The organism is Chromobacterium sp. HL1, from assembly GCF_057418835.1.
In genome coordinates this window covers 1,402,622-1,423,868 of record NZ_CP162399.1, presented here as the reverse complement: position 1 = coordinate 1,423,868, position 21,247 = coordinate 1,402,622, and the positions used below count along the sequence as shown (strand labels likewise).

Annotated in this window: 20 protein-coding genes; 12 read left to right on the top strand and 8 right to left on the bottom strand. The window is 68.1% G+C overall.

The annotated features are described in order from the left end of the window. Entirely contained in the window at nt 1–306 is a 306-nt protein-coding gene (locus AB1Z25_RS06665) for a hypothetical protein (protein ID WP_146176695.1), read from the bottom strand. Nucleotides 307–323: 17 nt separating this feature from the next. On the opposite strand from AB1Z25_RS06665, the gene sgrR reads away from it, so the two are divergent. The 4 genes from sgrR (at nt 324) to AB1Z25_RS06645 (ending at nt 4,319) form a co-directional block, all read left to right on the top strand. Further along, nucleotides 324–2,006 (top strand): HTH-type transcriptional regulator SgrR, encoded by a 1,683-nt coding sequence (gene sgrR / locus AB1Z25_RS06660; RefSeq protein WP_253314120.1) that lies wholly within the window; start codon nt 324–326, stop codon nt 2,004–2,006. A 108-nt stretch (nt 2,007–2,114) separates the two neighbouring features. Continuing rightward, nucleotides 2,115–2,660, top strand: a complete 546-nt coding sequence (locus AB1Z25_RS06655; protein WP_107800256.1) for a MarR family winged helix-turn-helix transcriptional regulator — start codon at nt 2,115–2,117, stop codon at nt 2,658–2,660. Continuing rightward, a complete protein-coding gene (locus tag AB1Z25_RS06650; RefSeq protein WP_486636861.1) occupies nt 2,657–3,868 on the top strand; it encodes a cyanate transporter in 1,212 nt (403 codons plus the stop codon). Before AB1Z25_RS06655 ends, AB1Z25_RS06650 begins: the two co-directional genes overlap by 4 nt. A gap of 34 nt (nt 3,869–3,902) precedes the next feature. Then, complete coding sequence (locus tag AB1Z25_RS06645; protein ID WP_253314118.1) at nt 3,903–4,319, top strand: RidA family protein; 417 nt, start codon at nt 3,903–3,905, stop codon at nt 4,317–4,319. Nucleotides 4,320–4,388: 69 nt separating this feature from the next. On the opposite strand, the gene AB1Z25_RS06640 is transcribed toward AB1Z25_RS06645, so the two are convergent. From AB1Z25_RS06640 to AB1Z25_RS06610, 7 genes are all read right to left on the bottom strand, one after another. After that, nucleotides 4,389–5,663 (bottom strand): flagellar assembly protein T N-terminal domain-containing protein, encoded by a 1,275-nt coding sequence (locus tag AB1Z25_RS06640; protein WP_227107598.1) that lies wholly within the window; start codon nt 5,661–5,663, stop codon nt 4,389–4,391. After that, the gene (locus AB1Z25_RS06635; RefSeq protein ID WP_227107597.1) at nt 5,660–6,301 is read right to left on the bottom strand and encodes an LPP20 family lipoprotein; all 642 of its coding nucleotides are present in this window, start codon (nt 6,299–6,301) and stop codon (nt 5,660–5,662) included. Before AB1Z25_RS06635 ends, AB1Z25_RS06640 begins: the two co-directional genes overlap by 4 nt. A gap of 109 nt (nt 6,302–6,410) precedes the next feature. Continuing rightward, on the bottom strand, nt 6,411–7,328 hold the full coding sequence (locus AB1Z25_RS06630; RefSeq protein WP_474456067.1) for a GlxA family transcriptional regulator: 918 nt from the start codon (nt 7,326–7,328) through the stop codon (nt 6,411–6,413). Next, nucleotides 7,318–8,226 (bottom strand): EamA family transporter, encoded by a 909-nt coding sequence (locus AB1Z25_RS06625; protein WP_107800261.1) that lies wholly within the window; start codon nt 8,224–8,226, stop codon nt 7,318–7,320. Before AB1Z25_RS06625 ends, AB1Z25_RS06630 begins: the two co-directional genes overlap by 11 nt. Then, the gene (locus AB1Z25_RS06620; protein ID WP_449727709.1) at nt 8,213–8,431 is read right to left on the bottom strand and encodes a DUF1737 domain-containing protein; all 219 of its coding nucleotides are present in this window, start codon (nt 8,429–8,431) and stop codon (nt 8,213–8,215) included. The genes AB1Z25_RS06625 and AB1Z25_RS06620 overlap by 14 nt, the downstream gene beginning before the upstream one ends. Before the next feature lie 108 nt (nt 8,432–8,539). Continuing rightward, entirely contained in the window at nt 8,540–9,091 is a 552-nt protein-coding gene (locus AB1Z25_RS06615; RefSeq protein WP_253314116.1) for an isochorismatase family protein, read from the bottom strand. Nucleotides 9,092–9,161: 70 nt separating this feature from the next. Continuing rightward, nucleotides 9,162–9,869, bottom strand: a complete 708-nt coding sequence (locus tag AB1Z25_RS06610; RefSeq protein WP_486636860.1) for a LysE family translocator — start codon at nt 9,867–9,869, stop codon at nt 9,162–9,164. A gap of 230 nt (nt 9,870–10,099) precedes the next feature. Here AB1Z25_RS06610 and AB1Z25_RS06605 point away from each other — a divergent pair, with 230 nt between their 5' ends. From AB1Z25_RS06605 to AB1Z25_RS06570, 8 genes are all read left to right on the top strand, one after another. Continuing rightward, nucleotides 10,100–11,548, top strand: coding sequence for an aminotransferase-like domain-containing protein (locus tag AB1Z25_RS06605; RefSeq protein WP_107800265.1), 1,449 nt, complete (start codon nt 10,100–10,102; stop codon nt 11,546–11,548). Between the two features lie 202 nt (nt 11,549–11,750). After that, on the top strand, nt 11,751–15,029 hold the full coding sequence (locus AB1Z25_RS06600; RefSeq protein WP_486636859.1) for a sensor domain-containing protein: 3,279 nt from the start codon (nt 11,751–11,753) through the stop codon (nt 15,027–15,029). A gap of 413 nt (nt 15,030–15,442) precedes the next feature. Continuing rightward, a complete protein-coding gene (gene infA / locus AB1Z25_RS06595) occupies nt 15,443–15,712 on the top strand; it encodes a translation initiation factor IF-1 (RefSeq protein WP_019104365.1) in 270 nt (89 codons plus the stop codon). 45 nt (nt 15,713–15,757) lie between these two features. Further along, nucleotides 15,758–15,943 carry a hypothetical protein gene (locus AB1Z25_RS06590; protein WP_156187881.1) on the top strand — a complete coding sequence of 62 codons (186 nt, stop codon included), beginning with the start codon at nt 15,758–15,760 and terminating at the stop codon, nt 15,941–15,943. 439 nt (nt 15,944–16,382) lie between these two features. Beyond that, on the top strand, nt 16,383–17,705 hold the full coding sequence (locus AB1Z25_RS06585) for a glycoside hydrolase family 19 protein (RefSeq protein ID WP_486636858.1): 1,323 nt from the start codon (nt 16,383–16,385) through the stop codon (nt 17,703–17,705). Between the two features lie 330 nt (nt 17,706–18,035). After that, on the top strand, nt 18,036–18,626 hold the full coding sequence (locus tag AB1Z25_RS06580; RefSeq protein WP_107800268.1) for an ANTAR domain-containing response regulator: 591 nt from the start codon (nt 18,036–18,038) through the stop codon (nt 18,624–18,626). 16 nt (nt 18,627–18,642) lie between these two features. Continuing rightward, nucleotides 18,643–19,740, top strand: a complete 1,098-nt coding sequence (locus AB1Z25_RS06575; protein WP_486636857.1) for a CmpA/NrtA family ABC transporter substrate-binding protein — start codon at nt 18,643–18,645, stop codon at nt 19,738–19,740. A 302-nt stretch (nt 19,741–20,042) separates the two neighbouring features. After that, nucleotides 20,043–21,245 carry an MFS transporter gene (locus tag AB1Z25_RS06570; protein WP_048409169.1) on the top strand — a complete coding sequence of 401 codons (1,203 nt, stop codon included), beginning with the start codon at nt 20,043–20,045 and terminating at the stop codon, nt 21,243–21,245. The last annotated feature ends 2 nt before the right edge of the window (nt 21,246–21,247 follow it).

Sequence of the window (21,247 nt, the reverse complement as noted above, 5' to 3'; positions counted from 1 at the left end):
TCAATGTCTGGCGCTGGCTCGCCAGACTTTGAACGGGTTCTGAATTCCCTCGTTCTCCTCAGTACCTTCCAAGCCGGGTTCGCCCGGCTTTTTTTCTGCGCCGCCGTCCGCCGGCGGACGCCATTGCATCAACTCATTCAAACGCTCCAGCGCCGCCTGCGGCGTCAAGCCGAACACCGGCTTTTTGCCGTCGAGAAAACGCTGGTAAAACAAGAAGGTCGGATCGGTTTTCATCGCTGTGGACTCCCGCTGTGGATGCGAGTATTGTCGGCGCAATATGAGGCAATAAAAATTGCTGACTTTCAATCAGGAAACTTCCTCTTATGTCCGCGCGGCTCGCCCAGCAATACCAGAAGCTCCATCATCACTTCGCCGGCCAGACCGAGGCCGTCTCGCTGCAACAGCTGGCCGACCTGCTGTTTTGCACGCGTCGCCACATGCGCAGCCTGCTGCAACAGATGCAGGCGCAAGGCTGGATAGCGTGGCAGGCGCAAGCCGGGCGCGGCATGCGCTCGCAACTGCGCTTTCTGCAAGCCCCGGAGCAATTACAGCGGGAGCGCGCCGCGCAATTGCTGGAACAGGGCCGGGTGGAGCAGGCGGTGGACTTGCTGGGCGACGACCGCGGCGAGCTGGCGCCCTTGCTGTTGGCGCGGCTGGGCAAACGCTGGAGCCAGGACCGCCAGGTATTGGGCGTGCCTTATTACCGGCCCTTGCCCAACCTCTACCCCGGCACGCCCTTGCGCCGTTCCGAGCGGCATCTGGTCGGCCAGATCTTCAACGGACTGAGCCGGATAAATGAGGAAAAAGGGGAAGTAGAAGGCGATCTCGCCCATCACTGGAGCCAGCAGGGACCGCTGGAATGGCACTTCCACCTGCGACCGGCGGTGCGCTGGCACGACGGCCGCGAGCTGAGCGTCGCCGATGTCCAGGCCTCGCTGCTGCGCTTGCGCGCGCAGCCGCTGTTCTCCCATCTGCAAGCCGTGCGGCCCTTGTCGCCGCGCAGCCTGGCGCTGGAATTGAGCGAGCCCGACCAATGGCTGCCCTGGCTGCTGGCCGACAGCGCCGCGCTGATCCTGCCGGCCGACCACGCCGCCCGCGCCGACTTCGCCTCGCGCCCGGTGGGCACCGGCCCTTACCGCGTCGCCGCCAACACCCGCCACCGGCTGTGCTTGCAGGCCTTCGACGATTACTTCGGCTACCGCGCGCTGCTGGACCAGGTGGACATCTGGATGATGCCGGAACTGGGCGAACAACTGGAACACGGCAACGGCCAGGTCTGCGGCCTGGAAGTGCGCATCAATCCGCGCGAGCCCAGCGTGCAGACCGAAATGGCGCTGGAGTCCGGCGTCTACTTCCTGCTCGCCGACGGCCGCTCCCCGCGTCTGCACGACGCCGCGCTGCGCGACTGGCTGGCCCAGGCCCTGGCGCCGCTGGCCGTGATCCATGAAACCGCGCCGGCGGTGCGTCAGTACTGGGCGCCGGCCGCCGGCCTGCTGCCCAATTGGCACCACGCCCAGCCGGCCTTGAACCTGAAGCCGCCGGACGGTCTGAGCGCGCTGCGTCTGGCGTATTACGAGCAGCATCCGGAGTACCAATTGATCGCCGCCGCGATGGCGCGCTGCCTGCGGCCCCACGGCGTGACGCTGGAATGCCTCGCTCTGCCCTACGCCGACTGGGAGCAGGGCCGGGCCGACGCCGATGTGTGGCTGGGCTCGGTCAACTTCGCCACCCGGCCGGAATACTCGGTGGCCGCCTGGGTGCTGGGCACCCCGCTGCTGCGCCGCTGCCTGGAGCCGGCGCTGCCGCTGGCGCAGTGGCATCAGAGCTGGCGCCAGGGCCTGTTCCGCGCCCAGGATCTGTCCGCCGCCGTGGTCCAGCAACGCTGGATGCTGCCGCTGTTTCACAACTGGCTGCGGCTGCAAGGGCCAGCCCAGATGCAGGGCGTGCGCCTCAACAGCCTGGGCTGGTTTGATTTCAAGTCCGCCTGGCTGCAAGCGGACGGCTGAAGCGGTTCAAACGCGGGGTCGCCTGATGCCGCGCGAATAATTTCACATAAAGATACTTTAAATAAAATATCTTCCCAGGAATACATATCCATGACATAATCGCCCCCCATGGACAAGATAGACACCATCATCTCCCAGTGGCGGCGCGAGCGGCCCGATCTGGACAGCGCCAGCATCGGCGTCATCGGCCGGCTGGCGCGGCTGGTCACCCATGTGGAGCGCGCGCTGGCCGACAACTTCGCCCGCTTCGGACTCAAGGACGGCGAGTTCGACGTGCTGGCCACGCTGCGCCGCGCCGGCGCGCCCTACCAGCTATCGCCCACCATGCTCTACACCACGCTGCTGCTGACCTCGGGCGCGGTCAGCAAGCGCCTGGACCGGCTGGAGAGCGCCGGCTGGGTGGAGCGCCTGCCCGACCCCAAGGACCGCCGCGGCATGCTGATCCGTCTGAGTCCGGCCGGACTGGAGCTGATTGAGCGCGCGATGAGCGCCCACATCGCCACCCAGGACACCGCGCTGGCCGCGCTGGCCGCGCCGCAACGCGAACAACTGGCCGCGCTGCTGAGCCAGTGGCTGCAAAGCTTCCCCGGAGAAGCGCAAGCCGAAGCGACGCCCCAAGCTCGCCCCCTCCCCACCGAAAGCAAAACTTCATGAAGCAAGACACCTCCGTTCAGCGCCCGCTGTGGCTGGCGCTGTCCATCATCCTGGTGGGCCTGAACCTGCGCCCCGCCCTCGCCGCCATCGGCCCGCTGCTGGACCAGCTGCGCCACGCCACCGGCATGAGCTTTAGCGACGCCTCGCTGTTGACCACGCTGCCGGTGGCCACCATGGGCGCCGGCGCCTTTCTGGGCAGCTGGCTGGAACGCCGCGCCGGCGCGCGCCAGGGCGTGGTCATCGCCCTGCTGCTGATTTTCTTGTCCAGCGCGCTGCGCTGGCTGCCGGCGAGCTTCGGCGCGCTGCTGGCCACCGCGCTGATGGCCGGCATCGGCATCGCGCTGGCCCAGGCCCTGATTCCCGGCTTCATCAAGCAGTATTTCCCGCACAAGGTCTCGGCGCTGATGGGCTTCTACATCACCGCCATCATGGGCGGCGCCTCCCTGGCCGCCGCCGGCGCGCCGTGGCTGGCCGCACATAGCGCGCATTGGCAAAACGGCCTGGCCGCCTGGGCCGCTCTGGCGGCGCTGGCGCTGCCCTGCTGGCTGCTGAGCGCGCCGCGCCGCGCACCCGGCGGCGGCTCCGCCGCGCGCGCTCCGCAATTCAGCCGGATCCCGCGCGCCTGGCTGCTGGCCTTTTATTTCGGCATCGGCACCGCGGTCTACGCCAGTTCGCTGGCCTGGCTGCCGGCCTTGTTCGTGCAACTGGGCTGGAGCCAGCAGCAAGGCGGCCTGATGCTCAGCTTCATGACCGGCATGGAAGTGGTGTCCGGCCTGACCATCCCGCTGTTGTCGGCGCGCAGTCATGATATGCGCGGCTGGCTGACCCTGGTGTTGCTGGCGGTGCTGGCCGGCTTGCTGGGCATGGTGCTGGCGCCGCACGGCGGCCTGCTGCTGTGGGTGGCGCTGCTGGGCCTGGGCGTGGGCGGCCTGTTCCCGCTGACCATGATTCTGACGCTGCACCACTACGAGGACGCGCGCAACGCCGGCCAGTTGTCGGCCTTCGTGCAGGGCATAGGCTATCTGATCGCCGCGGTGGCGCCCTTCGCCGCCGGCTGGATCCGCGACGCCACTTCCAGCTTCAATCTGGCCTGGCTGTGCCTGGCGCTGCTGATCGCCAGCCTGCTGGTGCTGACCCGCCGCTTCGCGCCCCAGGGCTACGCCGAAGCGATGCAAAACCCGGCCGTCGTCGCCGCGCAGCCCCGTTGATCCCGGGACGGCGGCACACCACAGGAGAAAGTCGATGAGCACAACCGTTCCCTTCCGCCTGAGCAATCCCGCCGGCCTGTACGACCCGGCGCCCAACGGCTATTCCCATCTGGCCATCGTCGACGCCGGCAGCCGCATGCTGCTGGTGGCCGGTCAGGGCGGTGAAAACGCCGCCGGCGAACTGGCCGACGGTTTCGAGGCGCAAGTGCGCCAGGCCTTGGCCAATCTGCGCACCGCCTTGGCCTCCGGCGGCGCCGATCTCGCCCATGTCGCCAAGCTGACGGTGCTGATCGTCGATCACAGCGAAACGCGGCTGCGCGCCTTCGGCGCGGAACTGGCCGCCGCCTGGGGCGCGCTGCCCGCGCCGGCCTGCACGCTGATCCCGGTGCCGCGGCTGGCGCTGGACGGCATGCTGTTCGAAATCGAGGCCACCGCCTTCCTGCCCGCTTGACTCTCCGACGCAAATCCGACGCAAAAAAGCCCGCCGTGAAGGCGGGCTTTTTTTCATTGGCGGCCGCGCTCAGCGCCGCGGCATGAAGCGCACGTAATCGCCTTCTTCCACCTTGCCCGGCGCCTGCACCGCGCCGACGGCGAAATTGGGCTGTACCTGGCTGATGACGACGTCGCCGGCCAGGGTTTCCGGCACGCCCAGCTCGCGCCCGGAGATCAGATCGCGCACCGGCTGCGCGCTCTTGCGCTGATAGACCAGGAATTTATCGCCGACGGCGACGCCGTCCAGCGAGCCGGCGTTGATGTAGACCTGGCGCGGGCCGGCCAGTTTGACGATGCGGGCGGAGAACGGAATGCAGGAAATCACCTCGCCTATCCTGCTCACCGCCTGATCCAGCGCCCGGTTCACCGCCTGGCCGTAATCGCTCTGCCAGAACGCCGCCGAGGCGAAGGGCCGCGGCGGATTCGGCGTCACTTCGCCCTTGGCCAGCTCCGACACCCGCTCGCGGGCCAGCAAGGCGCCGGTCAGCGCGTCGTACACCCAGACTTCGGCGTCGAACTGGCGCTCGGTGGGCACGTATTTGACTCCGCCGCCGAACAGGCCGGCGAACGGCCCGTTGTAGAACGTCCCCTGCTGACTGGTGTTGTTGGACTCGTACAGCGATTTGCGCAGCCCCTTGGCGGTGGCGCCGGTGGCCAGCACCCGCCCGGCCACCACGAACTGGGCGTCCTCGGATTGGCCGATGCGGCGGGCGATCTCCGCGCCGGCGGCCGGTTCGGCCACGCGCGCATCCGCCAGCACCGACACCGTGTTGGCGTCCAGCAGGCTGTACATGCGGTTGGCGCCCAGCCTCCGCGACAGCTCGGTGGGCAGGCCGGTGGCCAGCTCCGGCATGTCGGACGCCTCCGCCGGGCGGTCCACCTGGAAATACGTGGTGACGATCTTGCGGCGCAGGCTGCGGCCCGGCGGCATCGCGCAGGCGGCCTCCTTGCCGCGCGCGGCGCCGGACGGCTTGGCGGTGTCCACCTCCACCAGCACATGGTAGAGCTTGCCCTGCTGGAACTCCTTCACCACCTTGACCGCGCCCTGCGCCGGCGCCAGCGGCGTCAGCGTGCCGGACTCGCTGCTCCTGCCGTAATCCAGCCCCTGCGAAGCCTCCACCCGCGCGCCCTGGCGCAGCGCCACCATCTTGAGCGCGTCCTGCAGCGCCTGCTCGCGCGCGGCGGCGACGCCGTTGTCCAACGAGGCCACGCCCTCGGCGCGCATGATCTCGGCGCCGGCCGGACAAACAAAAGCCGCCGCAAACGCGGCGGCCAGCAGGGTACGGAAACGAAACCGCATCATTGAGCCATGTAGTAGTTGCTGTTGTAACGCGCCGCGCCGCAATTGCCCTCGGCGCACTGCAGGCCGGACGTGGCGTTTTCCTGCGAAGCCTTCATCACGCTGCCGGTCTTGTCCAGCGCCTGGCGGAACTGCTTGTAGAAGTCCTGATCCAGCGTGATCTCGGCCACCGCCTCGCTGGTGCCGTCCGGCTTCATGCTGTTGGACACGATGTTGACCCCGCGCAGATAGGCGTCCACATAGGTGCGGAAGCTATCGCTGTTGGCGATCATGTTCGACACCGAGCTGTTGCCCACCAGCTTCATGCCCTGCACCTGTTCCGCGATGGCGCGGAAAGCGTCCAGCCGGGCGGCGCGCAAGGCCAGCAGCTTGCGCTGCGACGGCGTCAGGCTGGAGGTGTACGGCGCCGCGCCGCTGCCCACCACCCGCACCACGATGGGCTGATAGGGATTCACTTCCTTGACCACCACCTTGGGCGCTTCGGTTTCAATGCCAGGACCGACGAAACCGACGCCGCTCGGCGTCATCCCCGCGGCGGCGCGCGGCGCCTCGGCTGCCAGCGGCGGACGCTCGGCGGTGGCGCAGGCGGACAAGCCCAGCAAGACGGACAGGAAGCAGGCAACACTGGGAATCGTTTTCATGGCAAATACCGTTGGATATTGCTCGAATTATGAAGCGATCTAAGCGAACGTCAACCGCAACATCGGCATTCCTATGCAAAACTTGAATAAAAACAAAATCCCGCCCGCATCAATGGCCGCCGGCGTCGGCCCGGTTCAATTGCCGCGCCGAGGAAAATCCGGCCGCCAGCGCGGCCTTCTCCTTGGACAGGCCAGCACCGCGCCACTGGCTGGCCAGCGCCAGGCGCAGCCCGGTGTGATAGTCGTGCACCGACACGCCGGCGTGCTCGCGGAACAAGCGCGACAAATGCCTGGCGCTGACGTGCACCTGGCCGGCCAAGTCCTCCACCCGCCAGCCGCGCGCCGGATCGGCGGCGATCAGGTCCTGCGCCTTGTGCACCGCCGGGTGCAAATGGTTGCGGTGCGTCAGCCACGGCGACAACTCCGGATCCCCGGCGGAACGGCGGAAATACACCACCATGTGGCGCGCCACGTCCCGCGCCAGCGCCGGGCCGGCCAGCTGCGCGATCAATTGCAGCGCCAAGTCCACCCCGGCGGTGATGCCAGCGCTGCTGCTGATGGGCCCGTCCTGCACGAAGACGCGGTTCTGCTGCACCCTGGCCTGCGGCGCCAGTTGCTGCAAACGCTGCAGCAGGGTGTGGTGAGTGGTGCACTGGCGGCCGTCCAGCAGGCCGGCTTCCGCCGCCAGCAGGCTGCCTGAGCAAATGCTGGCCACGCGCTGGCGGCCGGGGTCCACCCGGCGGCGCAGCCAGCGCACGATCTCGCGCGCCTCCGGCCGCGCATAGGCCTCGATCGAATGCGCGGCGCCGCTGATCACCACCAGCGCCTCGTCCGGCAGCGCTTCCGGCAAGGGCGCCGCGCCTTCAAGGCTCAGGCCCAGCGAGGTGGGCACGCCGGCCGCCGGCGCGATGTAATGCGGCCGGAACGGCGCGCCCAGTTGCGCGGCGATGCGAAAAGCGTCGGCCGGACCGGCCAGATCCACCAGCAGCAGATTGGGCGGCAGTACGAAAAAGATATCAAGCGCCACGCGTCGCCGCTCCCGCGCGCCGGCGCGCCAGCCAGCGCGCGCCGAACACGTTCACCGCCAGCCCGGCCAGCAACAACAGGCTGCCGGCCGCCTGCAGCGCGTTCAGGCGCTCGCCCAGCAGCAGGCCCGAGGCCAGCACGCCCACCACCGGCACCAACAGGGAAAACGGCGCCACCTTGCCGGCCGGATGGCGCGACAGCAGCCGGCTCCACAAGCCATAGCCAAACAGAGTGGCGACAAAAGCCAGGTAGGCCACCGCGAACAGCGCCTGCGGCGTGAAATGCTCCAAGGCGGCGGCGATGCGCTCGCCCCCTTCCAGCCACCAGGACAGCAGGAAGAACGGAATCGGCGGCACCAGGCTGGACCACACCACCAGGCCCAGCGGCTGCACGCTGTAGCCGGCGCGGCCCATCTGCCTCACCACCACATTGGACAATGCCCAGCTGAAGGCGGCGGCGATGGTCAAACCCAGGCCCACCGCCGTCATGCTGCCGCCCTTGCTCAGGCCTATCAGCGCCAGGCCGCCCAGGGCCAGCAGCAGGCCGGCCATCTGGCTGGCCTGCCAGCGCTCGCGCAGCCACAGCCCGGCCAGGATCAGGGTGAAGAAAGCCTGCGATTGCAGCACCACCGAGGCGAGGCCGGCCGGCATGCCCAGCTTGATCGCGGTGAACAGGCAGGCGAACTGGCCGACGCCCACGCTGAGGCCGTAGGCCAGCAGATAGCGCCACGGCAGAGCCGGCCGGCGGATGAAGAACAAGGCCGGCACCGCGGCCAGACAGAAGCGCAGGCCGCCCAGCAGCAAGGGCGGCACATCGGACACGCCCCATTTGATCACCACAAAGTTGACGCCCCACACCAGCACGATGGCCAGCGCCTGCAAGAGATCACTCCACGGCATCGCCGCCTCCCTGGGCTTGCGCGCCCGGCCACAGCACCGCCTGGGCGACGATGACGCGCTCGCCGTTGAAGGTGGCCGCCGGCGAGCCGTACAGCCGGTAGCCCAGGGCCAGCGCCTCGCTGACGCGGCGGCAGAAGCCGGCGTCGTCCGGGCCGGTCAGCAGACGGTAGACCGGCATGTCGTCGGGCGGAAGGGTGGGCTGCATGCAATTCTCCCATGGCTGCGCGGCGGGCCGCGCCCGCCGCATTCATTTTGGATATCGCTTTACGGTAACATCAGATAGTCGAGATGGCGATGGTCAAATACCCGCCGTTCAGCGCGCCAGCTTGGCCAGCGCCTGCTCCACGCTGACGACGTCGGCGAAACGGCCGGCCAGCACCAGCTCGGTCTTGGCGCGAATCTCCGCCGCGCTGAACACCTGACCGCTATGCGGATGGCTCATGTCGAAAGTCAGCGTGGCCTCGGTGACGAAATCCACCTCGTAGCCCAAGTCCGAGGCCACCCGGGTGGTGGTTTCGCAGCATTGCTCGGTGCGGATGCCGGACACGATCAAGCGCTGGACGCCGTGGCGAATAAGCCAGGGCTGCAAGCCGGAATCGGTCAGGGCGTTGTGCACGTGCTTGACGAAGGTGGCGGCCGGCCGGTGGCGCAGCCACTCCAGCGGCCGCACCAGGCCGGACTCGGCGGAAAAGGCGGCGTCGCCGTCTTCGTGCAGGATGTTGATCACCGGCGCGCCCAGTCTCTCGGCGCCGGCGATCAATTGCTGCAGCTTGTCCTGAAAGGCCGGAATCTCGTCTTCCTTCCAATACGGACGGTGGCGGAACGACTCTTGCGCGTCAATCACCAGCAAGGCGGTTTTCTTCATGGCGGTTTCTCCCTTGCGTCCGGGCCGGACGCTGTTGAACACAGCCCGAATGCTACGGACTCTCCCGCCTTTATTTAACGCTGATTACGGACAAGCCGCTGTCAAAAACGGACATCGTGCCCACCGCTCGCGGCGCCGCCGGCGCGGCCGTGGCCTCGGCCGCCCGCGCCGGGCCCTGCGGCTGGAATTCGTCGTACAACAGCCACAGCGCGGTGGCCGCCATCAACACGCCCATGCTCAGATTGAAACCCAGCAAGGCGCGCGGGCTGGCGAGCCAGGCGCGCAAGCGCTCGCCGGCCCAGGCCCAGACGCCGATGCAGGGCAGATTGACCACGGCGAACACCGCCGCCAGCATGGCCGCGCCCAGCCAGCGCTGACCGTCCGCCGCCGGCATGAACAGGATGGCGGCGTTGATCACCATCACCCAGGCCTTGGGATTCAGCCATTGAAACAGCGCCGCGCCGACAAAGCCCAGCGGGCGCGCCGCCGCGCCCGCCTCCGGCTGGCCGGCGCGGGCGATCTTCCAGGACAGCCACAATAGATAAGCGCAGCCCAGCAGGGCCAGCGGCAACCGCGCGGCCTGGATGCCGTCCAGCAGCAGCGACAGCAGGCTGCCCACCAGGAACACCTGGAAAGCGCAGCCCAGGCTGATGCCCAGCATGTGCGGGATGGTGCGGCGAAAGCCGAAATTGACGCCGGACGCGGTCAGCATCAGGTTATTGGGGCCGGGGGTGATGGACATCACCGCCACGTAGGACAGTAGGGCGAATTCGGGCATGACGGGCTTCACTTTCTTGCTCCGCGCCGGCCGGCGGCGCGGTATGACGATGCATGGGGCCGACGCGGCCCCGCTTTCCCAATCCATGCTACGCAGCGCCTCGCCGCGCCGACAGCCGCAGCTGTCACCTTTCGCGGTGGTGACAGCGCGGCGTTTCCTCAAACTGTCACCATCGCCTATCATGGGCACTGTGTCTGTCTACCACCGCCCAAGCGCGGCAAGCTGTGCTCATGGAACCCATTGTCGCCCCCCAAGCCCCCACGCTGTATCAGCAACTGGCCGACGATCTGTCGCTGGCCATCAAGCGCGGCACGCTGCCGCCCGGCGCCAAATTGCCGTCGGTGCGGCGCACCTCGCAAAGCCGCCAGCTCAGCCTGAACACCGTGGTGGCCGCTTACCGGGTGCTGGAAGACCGCGGCCTGATCGAGGCCCGGCCGCAATCCGGCTACTACGTGCGGGCGCGGCTGCCGTCGCCGGCGCGGCCGGCCGCCACCCTCAGCAGCCCGGCGGCGCCCACCCGCCCGCAGGTGCTGGGCCTGATCGACACCGTGCTGGAAGCGCAGCAGAACGAGGACTACATCGACCTGGCGCTGGCCTGTCCGCACGGCGGCGACTTCTACCCCGGCGGCAAGCTGGGCCGGCTGATGGGACAGATACTGCGCCGCCAGCCCGGCATGATCAGCCGCTACGCGCTGCCGCCGGGCTCCTTGCGGCTGCGCACCCAGATCGCGCGCCGCGGCCTGGAACTGGGCATGACCTTGCAGGCGCAGGACATCGTGCTCACCCACGGCTGCATGGAAGCGCTGCAATTGGCGCTGCGCGCGGTGACCCGGCCCGGCGACACCGTGGGCCTGGAATCGCCCACCTATTTCAACCTGCTGCCCTTGATCGCCAGCCTGGGCCTGAAAACGGTGGAGATCCCCACCGACCCGCAAACCGGCCTGTCCATCGACGCGGTGGAGCTCTTGCTGGCGGAAAAGCGCATCAACGCGCTGGTGGCGATGCCCAATGTGCACAATCCGCTGGGCGCGACCATGCCGCTGGAGGCCAAGAAACGGCTGGCGCGGCTGATCACCCGCCACCAAGTGCCGCTGATCGAGGACGCGCTGTACGCCGAGCTGCAGTTCGGCGACACCTTGTCGCCTGCGGTCAAGGCCTTCGACGACGAAGGCTGGGTCATCGTCTGCTCCAGCTACACCAAGACCCTGGCGCCCGATTTCCGCATCGGCTGGATGGAGGGCGGACGCTTCGGCCACGCGCTGCGCCAGCTCAAATTCGCCTCCTCCGTGGCGGAGCCGGCGGTGCTGGCGGAAACCCTGGGCGCCTTTCTGGAGTCCGGCGGCTACGACCATCATCTGCGCGCGCTAAAGCGGCGCTACGCCGCCCACGTGGAAAAAGTCCGCGGCATGATCGCGCGCCACTTCCCGGCCGGCACCCACGCCACCGCGCCTTCCGGCGGTTTCCTGATCTGGGTGGAACTGCCCGAGGACATCGACGCGGTGGCGCTGTTCCACGCCGCCATCGCGGAAAAGATCAGCATCATGCCCGGCCCGCTGTACTCCCCCAGCGGCCGCTATCCCAACGCGCTGCGGCTGTCCTGCTGCTATCCGCTGGACGACCGCTATCTGGCGGCGCTGGCGCGCGTCGGCGAACTGGCCGGCCTGCTCCGGCGTTCATAAACCCCCGCCGGCAACGCCCGCCGGCGGCGGATCCCGCGCAAGTCCGCGCCCCGCCGCGCGCAAAGACATGTTCAAGACGCGCCGGCGTTTTTATGAACCACTCATATAGCTATTAAGTGGTTGGCCTTTTTGAAATCCATGCCTAACAATGAAGCAAGACCTGACCGCGTCCGCAGCGGGCGCGAGCGCAGAAAGAGACTTCATGCCGACGATCAAGAAACCAGCCGCCGCCGATAGCGGGCCCGCCGCCGGCAAACACCAACGCCGTCTGCGCGACTTGCTGAACCGCTACGACGCCGCCTTCGCCGCCGGCGCGTCGCTGGACAGCCTGTTGCGCCAGCTGGAGCAAGTGCGTGATTACGCGCTGCGCCACGCCATAGGCGAAGCGCAGATGCTGTCCGCGCTGGCCGCCCAGCCCGCGCTGCCGCAGGACAGCGCCGCCGGACGACAGGCGCGGCAGATGCTCACCGACATGACCCACAGCCTGGGGCGGCAGCTGCTGCAACCGGCGCTGAGCGCCGCCGCCAAACCCCAGCCGCCGCCGGCCCAGGCCATGCTGGAGCAATTGGACGACGGCGTGCTGCTGCTGGAGCCCAGCGGCCAGCAAGTGCTGTACGCCAACGCCGCGCTGATGGAATTGCTGGGCCTCGCCGAGCCGCCCGCCTATCCCCTCGCGCTCTCGGCGCTGGCGCCCGACAGCGGGCTGGCCGAAGCGCTGCGGCCGCTGCTGGCCCTGCCCAAGGACAAACCCAGCCAGATCGCCGCCACCCCGCTGCGCCGGCCGGACGGCGACGCCGGCCATGCCGACATCCGCGCGCGGCCGCTGCGGGCCGAAGGCCAGGACTGCCTGCTGCTGACCTTCCACGACGCCACCGACCGGCTCACCTCCGAGCAACTGCTGACCCGCCATCTGGACATCCTCGCGCAACTGGCCGGCCTGTCCGCCGAACTGGCCAGCCAACCGGCCGAACCGCTGTGGGCGCGCATGAGCGGCCTGCTGGAGCGCGTGGGACGATTCCTGGGCGCCGACCGCTGCCTGCTGGCCCTGCTCGACGCCGAAGGCAAGCACGTGCGCATCGCCCGAGAATGGCGAAACGAGGCGCGGGCGGCCGGACCGCCGGCCGAGGCCCCGGCCATCCCCCGCTCCAAACTCTGCTGGCTGGAACAACAGCTGGGCCAGCAACGCACCTTGCAACTGAACGACAGCGCCGACGCGCCGGAAGCCGCCGCCGCGCTGCGCCAATTGCTGGGCGACAACGGCCAGAGCGCGCTGCTGGCCACGCTGCGGCCTCGCCAATGCTGGCGCGGCGTGCTGGCGGTCAGCGCGCCGACGCCGCATAGCTGGCTGTGGATAGAGCAACACATGCTGCAATCGGTGGCGGACATGCTGTCCAACTTCCTGGAGCGCAGCCAATACCACAGCGACGCTCAACGCCGTCAGAGCGAGGCGCTGGCCCAGGCGCGGATAGGCCATTGGGAATGGCGGCGCGGCGACGCCGCCCCGCATTGGTCGGAAGAGCTGTACCAATTGTGGCGGCTGGACCCGGCCCGGCCCCCGCCGCCGCTGGCGCGCTTACCCGCCTTGCTGCCGCCCGCCGACTGGCCGCCGCTGCGCCGCTGCCTGCGCCAAGTGCTGCGCCGGCGCGAAACCGCGCAGCTTGACCACCGCATCCTGCTGCCGGACGGCGGCGACCGCCACGTGCGCCATCACATCTCGCTGGAACAGGACGGCCGCGGCCGCGTCGTCCGCCTGAGCGGCACTTTGCAGGACATCAGCGAATTCAAGCGCCGCGAACAGACCCTGCAGCAGGCCGCCGCCGTTTACGAACACACTTTGGAAGGGGTGATGATCGCCGACGCCGATCTGCGCATCCTCGACGTCAACCCGGCCTTCAGCGCGCTCACCGGCTACGCCCGCGCCGACCTCTTGGGCCAGAGCCCGCGCCTATTGCATTCCGGGCGCCACGACGCCGGCTTCTACCGCCGGCTGTGGCAGACCGTGGCGGAACACGGCCGCTGGCAAGGCGAAATCTGGAACCGGCACAAGGACGGCAGCGTGGCGCCGGCCTGGCTCACCGTCACCGCGGTGCGCGACGCCGACGGCGCGGTGCGCAACTACGTCGGCGTGTTCTCCGACATCGCCCAGATCAAGAAATCCGCCGCCGAAATGGCGCAGCTGGCGCATTACGACTCGCTGACCACCCTGCCCAACCGGCTACTGTTCCTGTCGCGGCTGGAACACGCGATCCAGACCGCCAAACGCGAACGCCGCCGCGTGGCGGTCTTGTTCATCGATCTGGACAATTTCAAGCAGATCAACGACACCCGCGGCCACGGCGCCGGCGACCGCCTCTTGGTGGAAGTGGCCGCCCGGCTCAAGGACTGCCTGCGCGCCAACGACACCGTGGCCCGCATCGGCGGCGACGAATTCCTGATCCTGCTGGAGAACCAGAAAGCCGACAATCCGGTGATCGACATCGCCAACAAGATCGTCAAAGCCTGCGCCCGGCCGTTCCGCCTGGAAGAACAGGAGGTGGAAGTGGGCTGTAGCGTGGGCATCAGCATCTACCCGCGCGACGGCCAGGACGCGGAAACGCTGATGCGCAACGCCGACGCCGCCATGTACCAGGCCAAGAACGACGGCAAGGGCGCCTTCCGCTTTTACACCGAGGAGCTGACCCAGCGCGCGCGGCTGCGGGTGGAACAGGAACGCGAGCTGCGCCTGGCGCTGGAGCGGCGCGAGCTATTCCTGGTGTTCCAGCCCAAATATCATCTGCAAAGCGGCGCCCTGATCGGCGCCGAGGCCTTGCTGCGCTGGCAGCACCCGAGCCGGGGCCTGATCGGGCCGGACACCTTCATTCCGCTGGCCGAGGAAACCGGCCTGATCATCCCGATCGGCAGCTGGCTGATCCGCCACGCCTGCGGCATTCTGCGCCGCTGGAAGGACGCCGGCCTGTCGCCGGGCGTGCTCAGCCTCAATATCGCCGGCGCGCAAATCCAGCGCGCGCCCATTCTGCAAACCCTGAAGCAGGCGCTGCGCGACTGCCGGGTTCCGCCGCAGCAGATCGAACTGGAAATCACCGAGCGCTTCGTAATGAGCAATCCGGACGCGCATCTGTCGGTGCTGCGCGAGCTGCGCCAACTGGGCGTCGGCCTGTCCATCGACGATTTCGGCACCGGCTATTCCTCGCTCAGCTATCTGCGCCAATTGCCGGTGCAAACGCTGAAAATCGACCAATCGCTGGTGCGCGGCCTGCCGGACCGCGAACACGAAACCAGCATCAGCCTGGCCATCATCTCGCTGGCCAAAACCCTGCACCTGGGCCTGGTGGCCGAAGGCGTGGAAAACGAAGCCCAGCGCCGCTTCCTGCTGGACGCCGGTTGCGAGCACGGCCAAGGTTTTCTCTACGCCCGGCCGATGCCGGAAAACGAATTCGCCGAACTGGTCAAGAAAGGCGGCGCGGCCCCGCTCCGCCTCTAAACTAAATGAACCGGTTTACGATCCGCCGCGCTTAGGCGGGATAGCGGGACAAGGGCGCTGAAACCCGCTTGCCAATGCGATTTTCAACACAACGGCGACGGCGGCGGATAAATCCATCTCCCTGATTTTTTTGTGAAAACCGCCTCATCGCCGCGCCTGATTCGGCCATTGCCGGATAAATTCTTGTATTTTTCTGACAAATCAGTGCGTTAGATATATAATACCGTTCGCCTCAGATTTTCTGATCGTTCCGGCAGCTGCCTGTCGGACGCTCCGCCTTGCCTGAGGGCTGCCTGTGAAGCCAGCCCCTCCCTAGCTTGGTTACCGAATAGACGCGCCAATAGCACCCGCTCGCGGCAGTCCATGTGACTGCCGCTGTGGCTGTTGGCCTACCGTATTAGAAAGGAATCGTAATGTCCAAAGAAGACATGATCGAACTGGAAGGTGTTGTCATTGAAATGTTGCCCGAGTCCCGCTTCCGCGTGCGTCTGGACAACAACGTCGAAATCCTGGCCTATGGCTCGGGCAAGATGAAGATGCACCGTATTCGCGTTCTGGTAGGCGACCGCGTCACTGTAGAGATGTCGCCCTACGACTTGACCAAGGGCCGCATCAATTTCCGTCATCCGACGGCGCCGGCCGGCGGCGGCACGCCTCGCCCCCATCACAACCGACGCCGTTGATCTGCCGGCATGACCCGCTATCGCGGTCATGCCCTGGAGCAACATTTGCGAGTCAATGAACTCAAACCCGGCGACTACATCGCCGAACAACACGATAGCGCCGCAATCACATTTACCGTGATTGCGGTCAATGCAGTAGGACGTCACTGTCACGTCACTTTTTCGTCGGAACTGGGCCTGGATTCCGCCAGCTACCCGCACGACGCCTGGATCAACGCCTCTCGCCCCTGAGACGGCCGCACGGTCCGATTGACGCTCAACGCCGCACCCGTCCGGGATCTCACCCCGGCGCCCGCCGCGGCCGCTTCCGCCTTCTTCGCCCCTTCCGGCTTAGCCGCGCGCCGGCCGCATGGCCGCGTCAATCCCATTCCCCTTCAAAAAGTCGTTTGACATATCAAAAATTGGTTCCATAGTGGTATCTATGCCGTGCGTCGCGCGCGGCAGAAAACCATCTAGGGCAACCTCGAAAACCGCCGCGATCCGTTCAAGAGCAAGACGCGTCCTCTGACATCAGAACACAAGCACCGAGACCGCGCGCAAGGCAAAGCCAGAAGCCTGTGACTGAGCGAGGCCATCGGACCGCGCAGCGGGTGTGTCGAGGCCCCCATAAACGGCTGCGATGATTTCGCGCGGCGTCCCCCGCGCCGGCAGCCCGACAACAGGAGCCAACATGCGCAAACCCTTCACCGCCCTGCTGCTGAGCCTGGCCTGCCAGTCCGTTTTGGCCGCGCCCTGGAACGCCGGCGCCGTCTATCAGGCCGGACAGCAAGTCCAATGGCAAGGTCAGGATTGGCAGGCCAAATGGCGCACCCGCGCTGAAACGCCGGCCGCCAATCCCAGAGGCAGCTGGACGCCGGCGGCGGCCCAGGCCACGGCTTTGGCCGAACCGGGCCAGCCTCAGCCGCCCACGCTGCAGCAAGCGCTGCAATACGAGGCCACCCTGACCGACACCCCCTTCTTCCGCAACGTCAAAGCCTCGATCCGCACCCTGCCCAACGCTCAGGTGGAACAGGTGACCCCCGGCCGCGCCGCCAACCCGCTGAACGTGCGCCGGGTGGAGCGCCTGCTGCCGGCGAGCAAGTGGGAGTATTACTTCTCGCGCCGCGACGCCAGCTACAGCTACCAGCGCTTCTTGCAGGCCATCGCCAAGTTCCCCGCCATCTGCGACGACTACGGCGACGGCCGCGACGGCGACGCCATCTGCCGCCACAGCCTGGCCACCATGTTCGCCCACTTCGCTCAGGAAACCGGCGACCACAACCGCAGCGACACGGTGCCGGAATGGCGGCAAGGCCTGAAATACCTGCGCGAAATGGGCTGCGCCGAAACCGGCCCCGGCTGCGGCTACAACACCGAATGCGCCGATCCGGTGTTCAACAAGGTGTGGACCTGCGGCAAGAACGCCGACGGCAGCTGGAAAAAGTACTTCGGCCGCGGCGCCAAGCAGCTGTCCTACAACTACAACTACGGCCCCTTCTCCCAAGCCATGCACGACGGCGACCAATCCGTGCTGCTGAAGAACCCGGACCTGGTGGCCTCCACCTGGCTCAACCTGAGCTCGGCCACCTTCTTCTTCGTCTTCCCGCAGCCGCCCAAGCCGTCGATGCTGCATGTGCTGGACGGCACTTGGGTGCCCAACGCCGCGGACAAGGCCGCCGGCGCCGGCAACAACTTCGCCACCACCATCCAGATCATCAACGCCGAGTGCGGCGGCGGCACCGAGCGCCAGGCGGCGCAGAACCGCATCGATTACTACCGCCAGTTCGCCAAGGACCTGGGCTGGGACTACGGCAACGAGCAGCTGTCCTGCGCCAATATGCAGCGCTTCAGCGCCGCCAGCTCCGCCGCCTACAACATCTATTGGGAAAAGGACTGGAAATGGGGCAATGACTACAAATGCCAGCTGGTGAACTACCAGACCCCGTACAGCGCGCTGCAAGCCGGCAACTACCAGCGCTGCGTCGAGGACAACTGGAACGTCAAACTCAAATGAAATCGGCCGGCTCCGCTCGCGCGGGGCCGGCCTCGCCAACGACTGTTGTTCACCCGTGTTTCACCTCCTGTCCATTGGCCTTGTCTCCGCTCCACGATAAGAGCGGCTAACAAACCCCTGATGCTGCGTTGCGCCGACTTGTCGTACTCAAGTACTGCCTGCGTCGGCACGCCTTGCCTCAGCCGTAAAACTGATTTTTGTTAGCCACTCTAAGACATCGCGGCTAAACGCCGCGTCAATCCGGCCGCATCCTCGCTAAAAATCGCGTCAAGAGTTCCCTTGGGCACGGCGCTTGCTTCAGCCAAGCCGTCCCTTCTCCCCGGTGCCGCAATGTCCACGCCTCCGCCGCTGCGCCTGCTGCTGGTCAACGACCACGCCAAAACCATCGCCTCGCTGCGCCAGGCGCTGGCGCGCGCCGGCTACGCCGTCGTCGCCGAGGTGGACGGCGCCGCCGCGCTGCTGCAGGCGGTGGAGCGGCTGCGGCCGGACGTGGTGATCGTGGACACCGAATCCCCGTCGCGCGACACCCTGGAACAACTGGCGCTGCTGGGCGAGATCGCGCCGCACCCGGTGGTGATGTTCGCCGACCAGGGCGACCTGCCCACCATAGAAGCCGCCGTCCACGCCGGCGTGGCGGCCTATGTGGTGGACCAGGCCGACGCGGCGCGGCTGGCGCCCATCATCGACCTGGCCCGCGCCCGCTTCGCCGAGGACGCCCGGCTGCGACAGCGGCTGGCGGCGGCGGAACAGCAGCTGGCCGAACGCAAGCTGATCGAGCGCGCCAAGGGCATTCTGATGGACAAGCGCCGGCTCAGCGAAAACGACGCCTACCAGGCGCTGCGCCGGCAGGCGATGCGCGAGGGCCTGCGCGTCGCCGATCTCGCCCGACAACTGATCCAGGCCGCCGAACTGCTAGGCTGAGCCGCGAGGAAATCCCATGACCGTCCCCCACCGCCTGCGCCTGGGCTATTTGCCGCTGACCGACAGCGCGCCGCTGATCGTCGCGCGCCAGCTCGGCCTGGACCGCCGCCACGGCCTGGAACTGGAATTGCTGCGCCAGCCTTCGTGGAGCGCGGTGCGCGACAAGCTGCTGGACGGCCGCCTGCACGCCGCCGCGGCGCTGTACGGTCTGGCCTACGGCATGCAGCTGGGCCTGGCCGGCCCGCAAGCGGACATGGCGCTGCTGATGACGCTGAACCAGAACGGCCAGGCCATCACCCTCAGCCACCCGTTGGCCGACGCTCTGGCCGCGGCGCCGCAGCAGGCCTTGCCGCGCCGCGTCCGCCAGGGCGGCGCGCCGCTGACGCTGGCCCACACCTTTCCCGCCGGCACCCACGCGCTATGGCTCAATTACTGGCTGGCGGCGCAAGGCCTGGACCCGCTGCGCGACGCGCGCCTGGTGGTGATTCCGCCGCAGCAGATGGGCGCGGCGCTGGAAGCCGGCCAGCTGGACGGTTTTTGCGCCGGCGAGCCCTGGCACCAGCAGGCGGCGGCGCGCCAGGCCGGCCGCATCGCCGTCGCCAGCGGCGAGATCTGGCCCGGCCACCCGGAAAAAGCCCTGCTCTGCCGCCGTGGTTTCGCGCAAGAAGAACCGGCCGCCGCCGCCGCGCTGATCATGGCGCTGCTGGAGGCCTGCCGCTGGCTGGAGCACGGCGAAAACCGCCGCCAGGCGGCGCGCTGGCTGGCGCGGCCGGAGCATATCGCCCTGCCGGAAACGCTGATCGCCGCCACCCTGCCCTCGGCCGCCGCCGGCGCGTCGGCGCTGCGCTTCTTCGACCAGGGCCGGGTCAACTATCCCTATCCGTCCGACGGCGTCTGGTTCATCGACCAGTTCCGGCGCTGGGGCTGGCTGCGCGGCGACGAGGACGCGCAGGCCGTGGCCGCCGCGGTGAGCCAGAGCCGGCTTTACCGGCAGGCGGCGGACGCGCTGGGCCTGCCCGCGCCGGCCCGGCCGCAGCGCCGCAGCCGGCTGTGCGACGGCGTGGAGTGGGACGGACGGCCGCGCTACCCGGCGACGGAGCGTCTGCTTGATTAAGCCTCGCATGTTGCAACGCACAAACTCAGTGCGCGGCCGGCTATTTTCGCACCAGCGCGGTGCGGCTTCCCGCCGCGAATCCACGCGAAACCCGGATTTCCGGCGCGCGGAGGCTGGCACGGCGTTTGCATAAGTCAAGCCGGGCCTGGCACAAAGACGTGCCCCGCCCACCCCAAATGCTTGTCCGGCCAATGGCGGCCGGGACGGCAACGGACAACGGCGTCCGCTCCTGCTATCACCGAGGAGCGAACGCCGTTTTTATTTTGGCCGGCCCCCGGCCGCTCGCGGCACAGGAGTTTCGCATGGACCGTTCTTTCTGGCACACCGGGCACAAGCCCACCTTGCTGTCCGCCTTTCTCTACTTCGACCTCAGCTTCATGGTCTGGTATCTGCTGGGCCCGCTGCAGGTGCCCATCGCCGCCGCGCTGGACCTGGACACCCAAGAACGCGCGCTGATGGTGGCCACTCCCATCCTGGCCGGCGCGCTGCTGCGGCTGGCCGTCGGCATGCTGGCGGACCGCATCGGCGCCAAGCGCACCGGGCTGATCGCCCAGATCGTCGTCATCGCCGCCTTGCTCGCCGCCTGGCGCGTCGGCCTCTCCAGCCTGGGCGGCGCGCTGCTGCTGGGCCTGTTCCTCGGCGTGGCCGGTGCCTCCTTCGCCGTGGCGCTGCCGCTGGCCTCGCGCTGGTATCCGCCGGCGCATCAGGGCACGGCGCTGGGCATCGCCGGCGCCGGCAACTCCGGCACCGTGCTGGCGGCGCTGTTCGCGCCGGCGCTGGCGCTGCAGTTCGGCTGGCAGAACGTGTTCGGCCTCGCCTGTCTGCCGCTGCTGCTGGCGCTGCTGCTGTTCGCCCGGCTGGCCAAGGACGCGCCGGGCGCGCCGCCGCCCAAGCGCTGGGCCGATTATCTGGCGGTGCTGGCTCAGCGCGACGCCTGGTGGCTGATGCTGTTCTACGCCATCACCTTCGGCGGTTTCGCCGGCTTCGCCAGCGCGCTGCCCGGCTATTTCCACGACCAGTTCGGCTTCGACGCCAAGACCGCCGGGCTCTATACCGCCGCCTGCGTGTTCGCCGGCTCGATGATGCGGCCGCTGGGCGGCGTGCTGGCGGACCGCGTCGGCGGCACCCGCTCGCTGCTGGCCGTCTACCTGGCGGTGGCGGCGCTGCTGTTCGCCGCCGGCCTGGAAGCGGGCGGCGCCGGCGGCGCGCTGCTGCTGTTCGTGCTGGCCATGCTCTGCCTCGGCGCCGGCAACGGCGCGGTGTTCCAGCTGGTGCCGCAGCGCTTCGGCGGCGAGATCGGCGCGGTCACCGGCCTGATCGGCATGGCCGGCGGCGTCGGCGGCTTCCTGCTGGCGGCCGGCCTGGGCGTGATCAAGCAGGCCAGCGGCGGCTACGCCATCGGACTGTGGCTGTACGCCGCGCTGGCCTTGGCCGGCTGGGCCGGCCTGGCCGGGCTGCGCCAGCGCTGGCGCGCCGGCTGGTCTCTCGCCAGCGCCCGGCTCTGAAC

Bases quoted from the DNA above. Each gene is read 5' to 3' on its own strand.
- AB1Z25_RS06610 (WP_486636860.1), bottom strand. From the start codon at position 9,869: ATGCCCGAATTCGCCCTACTGTCCTACGTGGCGGTGATGTCCATCACC.
- AB1Z25_RS06585 (WP_486636858.1), top strand. From the start codon at position 16,383: ATGCGCAAACCCTTCACCGCCCTGCTGCTGAGCCTGGCCTGCCAGTCC.
- AB1Z25_RS06575 (WP_486636857.1), top strand. From the start codon at position 18,643: ATGACCGTCCCCCACCGCCTGCGCCTGGGCTATTTGCCGCTGACCGAC.
- AB1Z25_RS06580 (WP_107800268.1), top strand. From the start codon at position 18,036: ATGTCCACGCCTCCGCCGCTGCGCCTGCTGCTGGTCAACGACCACGCC.
- AB1Z25_RS06625 (WP_107800261.1), bottom strand. From the start codon at position 8,226: ATGCCGTGGAGTGATCTCTTGCAGGCGCTGGCCATCGTGCTGGTGTGG.
- AB1Z25_RS06655 (WP_107800256.1), top strand. From the start codon at position 2,115: ATGGACAAGATAGACACCATCATCTCCCAGTGGCGGCGCGAGCGGCCC.
- AB1Z25_RS06645 (WP_253314118.1), top strand. From the start codon at position 3,903: ATGAGCACAACCGTTCCCTTCCGCCTGAGCAATCCCGCCGGCCTGTAC.
- infA (WP_019104365.1), top strand. From the start codon at position 15,443: ATGTCCAAAGAAGACATGATCGAACTGGAAGGTGTTGTCATTGAAATG.
- AB1Z25_RS06635 (WP_227107597.1), bottom strand. From the start codon at position 6,301: ATGAAAACGATTCCCAGTGTTGCCTGCTTCCTGTCCGTCTTGCTGGGC.
- AB1Z25_RS06640 (WP_227107598.1), bottom strand. From the start codon at position 5,663: ATGATGCGGTTTCGTTTCCGTACCCTGCTGGCCGCCGCGTTTGCGGCG.
- AB1Z25_RS06570 (WP_048409169.1), top strand. From the start codon at position 20,043: ATGGACCGTTCTTTCTGGCACACCGGGCACAAGCCCACCTTGCTGTCC.
- AB1Z25_RS06650 (WP_486636861.1), top strand. From the start codon at position 2,657: ATGAAGCAAGACACCTCCGTTCAGCGCCCGCTGTGGCTGGCGCTGTCC.
- AB1Z25_RS06615 (WP_253314116.1), bottom strand. From the start codon at position 9,091: ATGAAGAAAACCGCCTTGCTGGTGATTGACGCGCAAGAGTCGTTCCGC.
- AB1Z25_RS06600 (WP_486636859.1), top strand. From the start codon at position 11,751: ATGCCGACGATCAAGAAACCAGCCGCCGCCGATAGCGGGCCCGCCGCC.
- AB1Z25_RS06620 (WP_449727709.1), bottom strand. From the start codon at position 8,431: ATGCAGCCCACCCTTCCGCCCGACGACATGCCGGTCTACCGTCTGCTG.
- AB1Z25_RS06605 (WP_107800265.1), top strand. From the start codon at position 10,100: ATGGAACCCATTGTCGCCCCCCAAGCCCCCACGCTGTATCAGCAACTG.
- sgrR (WP_253314120.1), top strand. From the start codon at position 324: ATGTCCGCGCGGCTCGCCCAGCAATACCAGAAGCTCCATCATCACTTC.